Origin of the sequence: Kluyvera genomosp. 3 (genome assembly GCF_011765685.1) — a bacterium.
In the GTDB taxonomy this organism is placed as follows: Bacteria; Pseudomonadota; Gammaproteobacteria; order Enterobacterales; family Enterobacteriaceae; genus Kluyvera; species Kluyvera georgiana_A.
The window spans coordinates 2,427,577-2,440,915 of record NZ_CP050321.1; the positions used below are offsets into that span (position 1 = coordinate 2,427,577).

Below are 13,339 nucleotides of genomic sequence, written 5' to 3' on the forward strand. Positions count from 1 at the left end.
AGCAACATCTATTAGCGTACTTTCTTAAACTTAGACTAACGCCCTCATTTGTGAATTAATTATTTGTTGCGGTAAATCTTTTTCGATAGGCCAGCGGGCTGATTGCAAAATGTTGCTGAAAGCGCAGACGCAGATTTTTGGCATTACCAAATCCGGTGATTTCCGCGACCTTTTCTACGCTGTCTCTGCCAGTAGTCAAATGGTGTTGAGCCTGCAACAAACGCTCGTCAAGCAGCCAGCGGGCAGGGGTTTTTCCGGTTGCTTCCTGGAAGCGGCGCAGGAATGTGCGTTCGCTCATGCCGACTTTGTCAGCCAGCGAACGCACGCTATGGCTCTCCGCCAGGTGCTGGTGGAGAAAGTCAAATAACATCCCTAAGCGCTGACTTTCGCGGGAGCGGGCGACGGGCCGGGTAATTTGTTGCTTTTGCGCGCCGTCGCGGTGTGGCTGGATGACCAGTCGTCGAGCAACCCGGTTGGCGGCCTCCAGCCCAAAATCAAGCCTGACAACGTGTAAGCAGAGATCGATGCCAGCGGCGCTGCCGGCAGAAGTCAGTACGTTCCCCTCGGCGATATAAAGTACGTCATCCACAACGTTAATTGCCGGGTAGCGTTGCTGGAGTAGCGCGGTATAACGCCAGTGGGTCGTGGCACGTTGACCATCAAGCAGGCCAGCTGCCGCCAGAACAAACACGCCGGAACAGATAGATAACACCCGGCATCCGCGCCGATGCGCCTGCTTTAGCGCCAGGCTCAACGCTTCCGGCACCGGGCTATCCACACCGCGCCAGCCAGGGACGATAATGGTATCGGCTTCTTCAAGCAGGCTCAGATCGCCATCGGCCATCACGCGAACGCCGCCGGTAGCGCGCAGGGCACCTTCATCGACGGCAGCAACGGCAAAGCGATACCAGCTTTCACCCATTTCAGGCCGGGGCAGGCCAAACACCTCTACCGCCACGCCAAATTCAAAGGTACAGAGCCCGTCGTAGGCTAGCGTCACCACCAGGGGGGCGCGTATTGTCATATTCTGGCTGTTTTCTGTCATTTCTGTGGGCAGTTCTCTTATCGGGAGCCTGTTTATACTCATCGCATCGTTACCATAGTGGTAATACCTAACGGGAGAGTCAATGATGAGTTACGTTACCGAATTTCCGGCGGCCAGCCCGGCTGACGCCGCAGCCCATTTTCGCCAGCGTCTGGGTTTTGAAACTGACTGCGCCGACGTGCACGCCGCCCTGCAGGAGCCAGAAGTGGATTTTGTCCTGCTCCATGTGGTGGGCAGCGCCGAGACGTTTGCCCGACGCCATTTACCCGGCGCTATCCATCTTCGCCATGCTGAGATGAGCGCTGAACGCATGCAGGAATGGCCGCAAGAGACCTTATTTGTGGTCTACTGCGCCGGTCCACACTGCAATGGCGCTGACCGCGCGGCATTAAAGCTGGCGACGCTGGGCCGACCGGTGAAAATTATGCTTGGCGGTATCACCGGCTGGGAAGATGAAGGTTTTGCCTTTAGCCAGGGATCGTGAATTTTTTTCATCTATCATGAATTATTCTCGTTTGCTTGTGGTGCACACGGATGACACTATCTGGACATATAGCCATCCAGAAGGCTAAAAAGTTCAAATAATAAATTATCACACCGGGTAACCAGTTTGCCCGAGTGAATAAGGAGAATCGCATGCCACATCAACACGCCCCGTACCGCGCCGATATTGTCGGCAGTTTTTTACGCCCGCTGACCATCAAACAGGCGCGCCAGCAGCTGGCTGACGGTGAAATTACCGCGCAGCAGCTGCGTGCAGTTGAAGATGCTGAGATTCGTCGCGTGGTGCAGCATCAGTGCGACTGTGGCCTGCATGTGGTGACCGATGGCGAATTCCGCCGCGCCTGGTGGCACTTCGATTTCTTCGACGGTTTGCAGGGCGTGGAACGCTATGACTCAGATAAAGGTATTCAGTTTAACGGCGTACAGACTCGCGCTCACGGCATTCGCGTGATCGGTAAACTTGGTTTCGGCGACCATCCAATGCTGGAGGATTTCCGTTTCCTGAAAAGCATCAGCGGCGACGCAACGCCAAAAATGACCATTCCAAGCCCGAGCGTGTTGCATTTTCGCGGGGGCCGTAAGGATATTGATGCGACCGTATACCCGGATCTGGCTGATTATTTCAACGATCTGGCCGACACGTGGCGTGATGCTATCCGCGCCTTCTACGATGCGGGCTGCCGTTATCTGCAGCTGGATGACACCGTTTGGGCCTATCTGTGCTCGGAGGACCAGCGTCGTCAGGTTCGTGAGCGGGGCGATGATCCGGATCAACTGGCGGCGATCTATGCCGACGTGCTGAACCGCGCGCTGGAAGGTAAACCGGACGATCTGATTATCGGTCTGCACGTGTGCCGCGGTAATTTCCGCTCCACGTGGATTTCTGAAGGCGGTTATGAGCCGGTGGCGGAAATTTTGTTTGGCCGCGTCAACGTCGATGCGTTCTTCCTTGAGTACGACAACGACCGTTCCGGCGACTTCGCGCCGCTGCGCTTTATTCGTCCTGGTCATCAGAAAGCCGTCCTGGGGTTGATTACCACCAAGAACGGCGAGCTGGAAAACCCGGAAGGCGTGAAAGCGCGCGTTCAGGAAGCGGCACACTACGTTGCGCTGGAACAGATTTGTCTCAGCCCGCAGTGCGGTTTTGCTTCGACCGAAGAGGGCAACAGCCTGAGCGAGCAGCAGCAGTGGGACAAGGTCCGCCTGGTGACGGGCGTCGCGGCCGACATTTGGTCATAACGATCTCTTCCCGGGGCCGAAGTGGCCCCGGATAACCCTACGCCGCGCTGACGGTGGTGCCCCAGGTACTGGCCTTAATTCCACGGAAAATCAACAGCCACGCCAGCACAATGGTGACCATCATGATGTGGAATAGCATGACTGGCGGGAAATGGGTCAGGATCTGCCCGGTCAGTAGTGGGTTAAGAGCAGCGCCTAACCAACCCAGCGCCTGAGCGGAAAAATAGCTGGCTTTCATACCCGGTGGAGCGATGTTATCGATCAACATGTATTCACCCGGTGCGTAGATGACTTCTCCCAGGGTGAAAACGGCTGCCGCCAGCCCCCAGAACCACAGGTTGTCGCCAGAAAACATAAACCCTGTCAGACCTATCACATAGCAAACGGTACCAAAGGTCATTAATGGTCGCAGATTATTGGCAGTGAGCTTGCGACCAATCGCGTACTGTAGTGTGACGACCACGGCGGCGTTCACCGGCAAAATCACGGCCACGACCTTTTCAGCAAAGTTACTGTCGCCAACTGCCAGCACGTACTGAGAGAGGCAGGAGGCAAAAGAACCGCCAACGAAGGACGCCAGCAGGCCCGAGAGCGTGAACCACAGCAGCGCCCGGTCGCGCAGCAATACTGACGGTGACCAGGCGATGGGCGTTTCCGCGATTTCCGTTGGTCTCAGACGTTCAACGTAGCGCTGGATAAACAGCAGCGGGAAGGCCGCGCATATCGCTGCCAGCCAGAAAGGCAGGTTAATACTTTGCATGACCAGCAGCGTTCCAATCGGCGGACCGATAGTCCAGCCAATATTCAGAAACGTGTAGTTAAGCGAAAAAACCTTCGCTTTGGTTGTCGGCGCGAGGGTATCGGAGAAATAGGCTTTCAGTACGGTGGAAAACACCGAGTACGAGCAGTTGATCAGCGAGAAGAAAAAAACCACCAGCACCACGCTATGGACCAGCGGAATGGCGACAAAACCGCAGATAAAAAAGGTGACGGCAATCAGCATGTAGCGTTTTTTATCAAATTTATCGGCCAGAATCCCGAAGCCGAGGCTGAACATGACGCCAACCACCAGCGCAATGGACATGGCATAACCGATGGTATCTACCGTCATGGCGTACTGACGCGTGAGATAAATGGTCATAAAGGGAAGTGTGGCACCGCGTCCGATAGTTAACAGTAACGACGATGCCAGTAGCGCGATCGTAGATCGTCTGGTCGTTGGTTTCATTTTCCTGCCTGATAGATGTCGTTGTATTGTTTTTTGTTATCTCTTTCACAAATATCATGCCATAAGCAGCTTGTATAGCCGTGGTCGTGTTGGGGAGTGCGATTTTGAACTGCCAAAAATAATGATCTATTCCTCGTCTGAATTTTTCGTTACTTTGGTTAGGTTTACATAAATTTAAAAAACGTTGGGGCGAGGCATGACGCGTAAAGATGGGCTACTGGCGCTGTTGGTGGTTGTGGTTTGGGGGCTGAACTTTGTGGTGATCAAAGTCGGCCTGCACGGTATGCCGCCGCTGCTGTTAGCGGGGCTACGCTTTTTATTTGTCGCTTTCCCGGCGCTATTCTTCGTTCCACGTCCGCGGGTTCCGCTACCGCTGCTGCTTGGCTACGCGCTCACCATCAGTTTTGGCCAGTTTGCCTTTCTGTTTTGTGCCATCAACTTCGGCATGCCGGCTGGGCTGGCCTCGCTGGTGCTTCAGGCGCAGGCTTTCTTTACCATCATTCTTGGTGCCTTCGCCTTTGGTGAGCGACTGCAGCGTAAACAGCTGGTGGGGATTTCGCTGGCGGTGTTTGGCGTGCTGGTGCTGATTGAAACCAGTATGAGCGGGCAACACGTTAAGCTGCTGGGCTTTATGCTGACGCTGGCGGCGGCGCTGTGCTGGGCCTGCGGTAATATCTTTAATAAGAAAATCCTGCACCATGATTCGAAACCCGGGGTGATGTCGTTGGTGGTATGGAGTGCGTTGATTCCCATTCTGCCGTTTATGCTGAGCTCGTGGATTTTCGAGGGTCCGCAGTTGATGACCCAAAGCCTGATTCACATCGACCTGACGACCATACTGTCGCTGGCATATCTCTCGTTTATTGCCAGCATTGTGGGTTATGGCATCTGGGGTTCGCTGCTTGGCCGTTATGAAACCTGGCGCGTGGCGCCACTGTCACTGTTGGTGCCGGTGGTGGGGCTCGCCAGTGCAGCGTTGTTGCTGGATGAAACGTTGTCGGCAATGCAGTTGATTGGTGCGCTGTTGATTATGGCCGGACTGTTTATTAACGTCTTTGGTCTACGTTTGCCAGGGATGCGGCGGGCGGTGAAGGGCTAAAAAAAGCCCCGCGATAGCGGGGCAATGAATGTTTAGCGATTATTTTCATTGTAATAAGGTACACCCAGCTCATCAGATTTATCGCTACCGGCACCCATATGATTGAAATCAAACGGTGACTGGCTGCTGGCGGACGGCATCAGCATGGTGTCGTGCGCGGTTCTGTGGGCCGGAAGTTGCTCCGCGTAGCTCTGAGTTGAGGCCATCGCTAGCAGGGCGAAGGCAACGGAAGCGAACAGTTTCATTATTTCCTCGATACGTCTTATTGCAGGCGATTAACAAACACAGTGATTAATAGGGTGGAGATAGCGAGACTCTCCGTGCATATTGGTGACGCGGTACTTGTGCGGCGGCACGTCGAAATAGTTTTTAAACGTTCGCGTCAACGTCTGCTGAGATTCAAAACCGTAGCGTTCGGCCAGATACAGAATCGGCTCATTACCTTCTTTTAATTTCTGGGCGATTTCCGTCAGCTTACGGGTGCGAATATACTGACCTAATGAATGACCGGTCTCTTTTTTAAACATCCGCTGCAGGTGCCATTTGGAGTAACCAGAACGTTCTGACACTTTTTCAAGCGACAGCGGCGATTCCAGGTTCTCTTCGATCCAGTCCAAAATGCTATGAATAGTAATAGCGTCAGTGTTACGTCTGGACATCGTCTTACCTCTTCTTCTGTTTACGGCAATATTTTTTTAAGCAGAAGCTCGAGTGTTGCTACTTCATTTGCCGTTAAGTTTTTTGTTAATTCCTGGTGCAGGTTTTGCCCAACGAGCAGATGGCATTGTTCACAAATGGCTGCGCCTTCCGGCGTCAACTGAATCAATACACCCCGCTTGTCGCTTGGATTGGGTAACCGGGCTATCCAGCCCCGACACAGCAAACGGTCAAGCATGCGGGTGAGCGCGCCCAGATCCACCGACAAGGTTTTTTTCAATTCCACGGGGGTGATACTGCCTTTACAACGAATAGAGCACAGCACTCTAAACTGTGAGGCGGTAATGTCTTCTGGCGATAAATGCTCGTTGAGTAAGCGATCTTTCTTTTGGTTAACCAGGTGAATCAAATGCCCAAGTGGAATCATTTCATTGAAGAGATCGCTTGTGCTGTTCACAATGGTTGCCCTGGCAAGTACTTTAGTTGCGATGGATATTATTTCTCACGCAACCATAAGTCAACTGAATGGGTCGAGCGATGCCACGAATTGCTAAAACGCTTCAGGAAGGCCTAAATAGGATATCCTGTAAAGGAGCACCCCGTAGCAAGAGATGCTGTACAAAAGGGCGGCGACCTGGCGTACAGACCGATTTTTTCCGTAAAACAGACAGGATTTTTAAACGCTTATGAAGGAACTCTTTCAGGCAATTGGGCTGGGTCTGGTGGTGTTGCTACCGCTGGCTAACCCGCTAACCACCGTCGCGCTGTTCCTCGGCCTTTCGGGGAATATGAACAGCGCGGAGCGTAACCGACAGTCGCTGATGGCTTCCGTTTACGTTTTCGCCATCATGATGGTGGCCTACTATGCGGGCCAGGTGGTGATGAATACATTCGGGATATCAATACCTGGCCTTCGTATCGCCGGCGGGCTGATTGTCGCTTTTATTGGTTTTCGCATGCTGTTCCCGCAGCAGAAGGCGCATGACTCACCGGAAGCGCGCAGTAAGTCCGAAGAGCTTCAGGAAGAGCCGACCGCCAATATCGCCTTTGTGCCGCTGGCGATGCCCAGCACCGCGGGCCCAGGTACCATTGCGATGATCATCAGCTCGGCTTCAACGGTGAAGCATGGCGTCAACTTCCCGGAGTGGGTGGTACTGGTCGCGCCGCCGATTATCTTCGCGCTGGTGGGGGTGATTTTATGGGGCTGCCTGCGTAGTTCAGGCGCCATTATGCGTCTGGTGGGCAAGGGCGGCATCGAGGCGATTTCCCGTCTGATGGGCTTCCTGCTGGTGTGCATGGGGGTGCAGTTTATTATTAACGGCGTGCTGGAAATTATTAAAACCTATCCCGCGTAATAGCAGTCAGGCCGGGACTCACTCTCGGCCTGATCTCGCGTGTTAATGCTGATGAGCCTGTTCTTCTAACGATGCCGTTGGCCAACGGCGGAAAATGACCACCGCCCAGATAAACGCCGCCAGCGCAGGCACGGCGCCCACATAGCCGATAGATGACATCGATAAATGGGTGCTAATCTGGCTGCCCAGCAGGGCGCCAGCCCCAATCCCGATATTGAAAATACCAGAGAATAACGACATCGCCACGTCAGTGGCATCCGGTGCCAGCGCCAGAACCTTCACCTGCATACCCAGGCCAATCACCATAATGGCGATTCCCCAGAAGATGCTTAGTACGGCCAGATGTGTCGCATCCTGTGCCGCAGGTAACAGCAGCAGCAGACAAACGAGCAGCAAGCCAATCGCACTGCTGATGAGCCCGGATGCATGCAGGTTCCCCAATTTGCCAAACAGCACACTACCGATAATTCCCGCACCGCCAAGAATCAGCAGCAGCACAGTGGCAAAGTTGCCGCTCAGTCCGGCCACGGTCTGGACAAAGGGTTCAATATAGCTGTAAGCGGTGTAGTGGGCGGTGACCACCACGACGGTCAGCAGGTAGATGCTCATTAGCGCCGGACGGCGGAACAGCACCGGCAGGCTTTTCAGGGAACCGGAATGTTCGCTTGGTAACCGCGGCAGCAGCTTAATCAAGGCCAGCAGCGTTATCAGCGCCCCGACGCCGATGGCGAAGAAGGTGGTGCGCCAGCCGAAGTACTGGCCGACGATGCGGCCGATCGGGATGCCGAAAACCATCGCCAGCGCCGTGCCGGTGGCAATCAGGCTCAGCGCCTGAGCGCGTTTTCCTGCGGGCGCCATACGAATAGCCAGAGAGGCGGTAATCGACCAGAACACCGCGTGGGCGAAGGCGATGCCGATGCGGCTGGCGACCAGCACCGTGAAGTTCCACGCCAGGAACGAGAGCACATGGCTGGCAATAAACAGGACAAAGAGCCCGATCAGCAGCTTGCGGCGCTCCATCTGGCTGGTGAGCAGCATAAACGGCAACGACATGACCGCCACGACCCACGCGTAGATGGTCAACATAATGCCGACCTCGGCGGTTTGCATGCCAAAGCTGTCGGCGATATCTGACAGCAGGCCAACCGGAACGAACTCAGTAGTATTGAAAATAAAGGCCGCGACAGCCAGCGTGACTACCCGAAGCCACGCGATCCGACGAGAGACGGCGTTTGTTGTCATAGATAATGCACCGGGGGCGTTAGATAAATGAAGAGACGTGGGATCTTAAAGCTATTATTGCTGCAAACACAATCATTATGTGATTCAGATCTCATTTTAAGTTTGAGTGACAGTGTCACCGATTGCAGAAAAAAGGGTCTTGTCGTTGTTAAGATTTTGTGTCAGTTTGCGATAACGTGGAGATAATGCAGAGGAAAAATATGCACGAGATTGATTTTTTTATGGTTGATGCCTTTAGCGACCGAGCCTTTGGGGGCAATGCGGCGGCAGTCTGTCTGCTGGAATCATGGCCAGCAGATGACCTGCTGCTTAAAATGGCGCAACAACATAATCAGTCGGAAACCGCGTTTATTGTGAAACAGCCAGGTGGCTTTGCGTTGCGCTGGTTTACCACGCGTCATGAAGTTAACCTTTGCGGTCACGGCACGCTGGCCAGCGCCCATGTGGTGTTTAACTATCTCGACTATCCGGATGAGCGAGTTCATTTTGAGACGCTATCTGGTCGTTTAACCGTGACCCGTCGCGGTGAATGGTTGACGCTGGATTTCCCCATCAGTGTGACCGAAGAAGCGCTGCCGCCAGAAGAGATGCTGCGTGCGCTCGGGATCGGCGAGTATCGCCACGCGCGTAAAGGCCGCGCATGGGTGATTGAACTGGAGAATCGGCAACAGGTTGAAGCTCTGCAACCGGATATCGGCGCGATGATACCGGGCGAACATAAAGTCTCGGTGACGGCGAAAGGCGACGGCGAATACGATTTTGTCAGCCGATTCTTCTCGCCAGGCGAAGCGGTCTGGGAAGATCCGGTGACTGGCTCGGCGCACACGATGTTGATTCCTTACTGGGGTGAAAAGTTGGGGAAAACGCAGATGTTGGCGCGTCAGGTATCCGCCCGTGGCGGCGATGTACGCTGTGAGTGGCGGGGAGAACGGGTCTTCATGAGCGGGAAGGCGAGAACCTATTTGCAGGGTAAGGTGTTTCTGGATTAACCCGGCGTCGCTGTGCTCAGCCGGGTGGACTGACTCAGAACTAGGGTAATAGCGCAATATTCGCTTTAATCACCTCAACCGACCGGGCGAACTTTTCCTGTTCGTCCGCTTCCAGCTGAAGCTCAATAACTTGCTGAACGCCGCTTTGCGCCAGCACGGCAGGCACACCGATAGCGACGCCGTTCACGCCATATTCGCCATCAAGAATGCAGGAGATGGCCAGCGCACGATGGCTACCGGTGAAGACATTGCGACAGATCTCGGCAATGGTTCCCGCAATACCGTACTCGGTACAGCCTTTACCGGCGTAGATCTCAAAACCTAGCTTGCGCACGCTGTCGGCCATCGCCTGGCGGTCAAGTTCGCGGCCGGTACGGTGCCGATAAACCTGTTCGATTGGCGAGCCATAGACTGAAGAGTGCGACCAGACCGGAAACTGGCTGTCGCCGTGCTCGCCGAGAATAAAGGCGTCAATGCTTTGCGCACCGATATCCAGATCCTGCGCCAGCTTGCGGCGAAGACGCGTGGTATCGAGCCACACGCCGGTGCCGATGACCTGACTGCGAGGGAGGCCGGATAGCTGCCAGACTTGCCAGGTAATAATATCGCACGGGTTGGTGGCGATCAGAAAGATGCCGTTGAAGCCGCCTGCCATCATCTGCGGCACGATACTGTGGACGATTTTGGCCGTGCTTTTTAACTCATCCAGACGGGTTTGACCCGGCTTTAATGCGCCGCCGGACACCGTGATCACGGCGATATCCACATCGGCGCAGTCGCTGGCATCGCGACAGGTAATGGTCATCATGCCGGGCATATAGGCGGCGGCATCGCTAAGATCCTGAGCATGCGCTTCTGCGCGGGTCTTGTTCAGGTCGACCAGGATAAGTTCTTCGCAAATATTCTGATTCAGTAGCGCATAAGCAGCTGACGCGCCAACGTTACCGGCGCCGATGATCATGACTTTACGGGCTTTCGTGTTCATAGTTATTCCATTACATGGGCAAAAAACAGGGGATAAAGCTACTCGTTAACAAGTGGTTAGCGCAATACCCGGCCGACAATATAAGTTAATGCTATGAGACGACATGAGGGTGAATGATAGAGTGGGGTGATAGAATAAACAGGAGCCTGCCATGTACACGATCGCTATCACTTCCCCTGCCGACCCGGATGTCAGCGCGTTGATTCACGAGCTGGATAAATATCAGAGCACGCTCTATCCGGCAGAAAGTAACCACCTGATTGACCTTGCGGCGCTGCCGGAAAACCAGATTATCGTCATGCTGATTCGCCAGGGAGAAACCGCTGTCGGCTGCGGCGCCATCGTATTAGCAGACGACGGCTGCGGTGAAATGAAACGGGTATTTATCGACCCGACGCACCGAGGCCAGCGGCTCGGGGAAAAACTCCTGACAGCGCTGGAGACGGTGGCACTGCAACGCGGTTGCACCACGTTGCAGCTGGAAACCGGAATTCATCAGCATGCGGCAATTAACCTGTACACACGCAGTGGCTATCAAATTTGCGCGGCGTTTGCGCCGTATCAACCGGATCCGCTCAGCGTATTTATGACGAAGTCTCTGGTAACGCAGGTTCATCAAGCAGCGCAATAAACGCTTCCAATTGGCGGCTCATCGCGCCGCGCCGCCACACCAGCCAGGTCGTTAGCCAGCGCCATTTCTCGGCCAGCGGCCATGCGGAGACCTGCTGATGCCCGGGCATACTTTCCAGCATGCTACGCGGCATTAATGCCAACCCGGCGCCGGCGATCACGCAGGCCAGCATGCCGTGATAAGACTCCATTTCGTGAATACGCCCTGGCGTGGCCTGATCGCTATGAAACCAGCTCTCAAAATGACGACGATAGGAACAGTTAGCGCGAAACGCGTAAATGCTGGTGCCGTTGACCTCACTGGCGCGGGTAATGGGGGGATGGCCGTGGGCGGCGACAATCATCATCTCTTCCTGATAGACCGGCATGCCGTCGAGTCCAGGATGCATCACCGGACCATCGACAAAAGCGGCGCTCAGTGTACCTTCCAGTACGCCGTCGATCATGGTACCGGATGGGCCGGTGGCCAGATCAAACTGGATCCGCGGGTAGCGGCGGTTATAGGACGCCAGCGTCTGCGGAATGCGCACGGCGGCGGTGCTTTCCAGCGCACCGAGTGCAAACAGCCCTTGAGGCTCATCGCCAGCGACAACCATTCTGGCTTCATCGACCAGCGCGAGAATTTGCTGACTGTAGCGCAGAAAGCTGTGCCCCGCTGGCGACAGGCGCAGACGCTGGTTTTCACGAATGAATAAATCGACGCCAAGGTCGGCTTCCAGCTGGCGAATGCGAGTGGTCAGATTAGACGGCACGCGGTGCACCTTCTGCGCGGCCTGAGTAATGCTGCCGGTTTGGGCGACGGCATTAAACATCTCCAGTTGAGTTAAATCCATGGCTTTCTCATATCGTGAATGGTTCGGTTAATATTATTCAGTTTTCATAAACGGAAGAATAGGTGAGGATGTCACCATGACGCAATCAATCAGAGAGAAAAAGATGACTTCACCTGCAACCCATGCCGTCTCCGTTAACCCGGCCAACGGCGAAACACTCTCCGCGCTGCCGTGGGCGTCCTCTACTGACGTGGATGTGGCGATTAGCCTGGCCGATAACGCTTTCCGTCAGTGGCGCAAAACGTCCGTTGCGCAGCGTGCCGATGCCCTGCGCGCCATTGGCCGCGTGCTGCGCGAGCGGGCTGAAGAGATGGCGCACTGCATCACCCGCGAAATGGGTAAACCCATTAATCAGGCGCGCGGTGAAGTGGCAAAATCGGCCCATCTGTGCGATTGGTATGCCGAACATGGCCCGGCGATGCTGGCGACCGAAGCAACCCAGGTGGAAAACCATCAGGCGGTTATCGAGTACCGTCCGTTGGGACCGGTGCTGGCGGTGATGCCATGGAACTTCCCGCTGTGGCAGGTTCTGCGCGGCGCGGTGCCGATTATGCTGGCGGGTAACAGCTATCTACTCAAGCACGCGCCGAACGTCATGGGCTGTGCGGCGCTGATTGGAGATATTGTCGCGCAAGCGGGCGTTCCGGCAGGCGTCTTTAATTGGGTGAACGCCACTAATGACGGTGTTTCCCAAATCATTAACGATCCACGGATTGCCGCTGTCACTGTTACCGGCAGCGTGCGCGCGGGTAAGGCGATTGGTGCGCAGGCGGGTGCCGCGCTGAAAAAGTGCGTACTGGAACTGGGCGGTTCCGATCCGTTCATCGTACTGAACGATGCGGACATCGATACGGCGGTGCAAGCGGCGGTGATTGGCCGCTATCAGAATACCGGACAGGTCTGTGCGGCGGCTAAGCGTTTTATTCTGGAAGCGAGCATTGCCGAGCAGTTCACCGACAAGTTTGTTGCTGCCGTCGCGGCGCTGAAAATGGGCGACCCGCGGGATGAAGCAAATTATCTCGGCCCAATGGCCCGTTTCGATCTGCGTGATGAGCTGCATGGTCAGGTGATGGCGACGATTAACGAAGGGGCGACTCTCTTACTGGGCGGCGAACTGCCCAGCAGTGAAGGCAACTATTATCCGGCCACCGTGCTGGCCAATGTGGCTCCGACGATGACCGCCTTCCGTCAGGAGATGTTTGGCCCGGTGGCCGCGATCACCGTCGCACGCGATGCCGATCACGCGCTGGTGCTGGCGAACGACAGTGAGTTTGGTCTGTCGGCAACGGTCTTTACCGCGGACCCGATACAGGCGCAGCGTTTTGCCGACGAGCTGGAGTGCGGGGGCGTGTTTATCAACGGCTACAGTGCCAGCGATGCGCGCGTGGCCTTCGGCGGCGTGAAAAAGAGCGGCTTTGGTCGTGAGTTGTCGCATTTTGGCCTGCGCGAATTCTGTAACGTTCAAACGGTATGGAAAGATCGTCGATAAGCGAAACGACGTAGCCCTTACGCTCTGCTATACTCCCTGGCCGA

15 protein-coding genes are annotated in these 13,339 nt (G+C 55.2%); 7 read left to right on the plus strand and 8 right to left on the minus strand.

The genetic code is table 11. From position 1 onward, the window contains the following. Positions 1-55: 55 nt before the first annotated feature. Entirely contained in the window at positions 56-1,045 is a 990-nt protein-coding gene (gene ftrA / locus GY169_RS11340; RefSeq protein ID WP_163446407.1) for a transcriptional regulator FtrA, read from the minus strand. A gap of 85 nt (positions 1,046-1,130) precedes the next feature. Here ftrA and GY169_RS11345 point away from each other — a divergent pair, with 85 nt between their 5' ends. Further along, the gene (locus GY169_RS11345) at positions 1,131-1,529 is read left to right on the plus strand and encodes a rhodanese-like domain-containing protein (protein ID WP_167577289.1); all 399 of its coding nucleotides are present in this window, start codon (positions 1,131-1,133) and stop codon (positions 1,527-1,529) included. A 152-nt stretch (positions 1,530-1,681) separates the two neighbouring features. Then, positions 1,682-2,788: a cobalamin-independent methionine synthase II family protein gene (locus GY169_RS11350; protein ID WP_167575792.1), complete on the plus strand. Its 1,107-nt coding sequence runs from the start codon at positions 1,682-1,684 to the stop codon at positions 2,786-2,788. 37 nt (positions 2,789-2,825) lie between these two features. Here the strand turns inward: GY169_RS11350 and ydeE are convergent, their stop codons facing one another. Then, positions 2,826-4,016 (minus strand): efflux MFS transporter YdeE, encoded by a 1,191-nt coding sequence (gene ydeE, locus GY169_RS11355; protein ID WP_167575793.1) that lies wholly within the window; start codon positions 4,014-4,016, stop codon positions 2,826-2,828. A 196-nt stretch (positions 4,017-4,212) separates the two neighbouring features. On the opposite strand from ydeE, the gene eamA reads away from it, so the two are divergent. Beyond that, the gene (gene eamA, locus GY169_RS11360) at positions 4,213-5,115 is read left to right on the plus strand and encodes an O-acetylserine/cysteine exporter (RefSeq protein WP_167575794.1); all 903 of its coding nucleotides are present in this window, start codon (positions 4,213-4,215) and stop codon (positions 5,113-5,115) included. 32 nt (positions 5,116-5,147) lie between these two features. Here the strand turns inward: eamA and marB are convergent, their stop codons facing one another. Genes marB through marR form a run of 3 tightly spaced genes read right to left on the minus strand, consistent with a single transcriptional unit; the run spans position 5,148 to position 6,229 of the window. Next, complete coding sequence (gene marB / locus GY169_RS11365) at positions 5,148-5,360, minus strand: multiple antibiotic resistance protein MarB (RefSeq protein ID WP_163446403.1); 213 nt, start codon at positions 5,358-5,360, stop codon at positions 5,148-5,150. A 30-nt stretch (positions 5,361-5,390) separates the two neighbouring features. Further along, positions 5,391-5,774 carry an MDR efflux pump AcrAB transcriptional activator MarA gene (marA, locus tag GY169_RS11370; protein WP_163446402.1) on the minus strand — a complete coding sequence of 128 codons (384 nt, stop codon included), beginning with the start codon at positions 5,772-5,774 and terminating at the stop codon, positions 5,391-5,393. A gap of 20 nt (positions 5,775-5,794) precedes the next feature. Next, the gene (gene marR / locus GY169_RS11375) at positions 5,795-6,229 is read right to left on the minus strand and encodes a multiple antibiotic resistance transcriptional regulator MarR (RefSeq protein ID WP_064545351.1); all 435 of its coding nucleotides are present in this window, start codon (positions 6,227-6,229) and stop codon (positions 5,795-5,797) included. Positions 6,230-6,458: 229 nt separating this feature from the next. On the opposite strand from marR, the gene GY169_RS11380 reads away from it, so the two are divergent. Then, positions 6,459-7,127 (plus strand): MarC family NAAT transporter, encoded by a 669-nt coding sequence (locus GY169_RS11380; RefSeq protein ID WP_065358073.1) that lies wholly within the window; start codon positions 6,459-6,461, stop codon positions 7,125-7,127. 42 nt (positions 7,128-7,169) lie between these two features. Here GY169_RS11380 and GY169_RS11385 read toward each other — a convergent pair whose 3' ends face one another. Continuing rightward, positions 7,170-8,369 carry a sugar transporter gene (locus tag GY169_RS11385; RefSeq protein ID WP_167575795.1) on the minus strand — a complete coding sequence of 400 codons (1,200 nt, stop codon included), beginning with the start codon at positions 8,367-8,369 and terminating at the stop codon, positions 7,170-7,172. 200 nt (positions 8,370-8,569) lie between these two features. On the opposite strand from GY169_RS11385, the gene GY169_RS11390 reads away from it, so the two are divergent. Continuing rightward, the gene (locus GY169_RS11390) at positions 8,570-9,358 is read left to right on the plus strand and encodes a PhzF family phenazine biosynthesis protein (protein WP_167575796.1); all 789 of its coding nucleotides are present in this window, start codon (positions 8,570-8,572) and stop codon (positions 9,356-9,358) included. A 40-nt stretch (positions 9,359-9,398) separates the two neighbouring features. Here GY169_RS11390 and GY169_RS11395 read toward each other — a convergent pair whose 3' ends face one another. After that, entirely contained in the window at positions 9,399-10,343 is a 945-nt protein-coding gene (locus GY169_RS11395; RefSeq protein ID WP_163446399.1) for an L-lactate dehydrogenase, read from the minus strand. Positions 10,344-10,494: 151 nt separating this feature from the next. Here GY169_RS11395 and GY169_RS11400 point away from each other — a divergent pair, with 151 nt between their 5' ends. Then, entirely contained in the window at positions 10,495-10,974 is a 480-nt protein-coding gene (locus GY169_RS11400; RefSeq protein WP_163446398.1) for a GNAT family N-acetyltransferase, read from the plus strand. On the opposite strand, the gene ptrR is transcribed toward GY169_RS11400, so the two are convergent. After that, positions 10,928-11,806: a putrescine utilization regulator PtrR gene (gene ptrR, locus GY169_RS11405; protein ID WP_167575797.1), complete on the minus strand. Its 879-nt coding sequence runs from the start codon at positions 11,804-11,806 to the stop codon at positions 10,928-10,930. The genes GY169_RS11400 and ptrR overlap by 47 nt on opposite strands. A 103-nt stretch (positions 11,807-11,909) precedes the next feature. Between ptrR and sad the strand changes: the two genes are divergently transcribed. After that, complete coding sequence (gene sad, locus GY169_RS11410; protein WP_167577290.1) at positions 11,910-13,295, plus strand: succinate-semialdehyde dehydrogenase; 1,386 nt, start codon at positions 11,910-11,912, stop codon at positions 13,293-13,295. Positions 13,296-13,339: the final 44 nt, after the last annotated feature.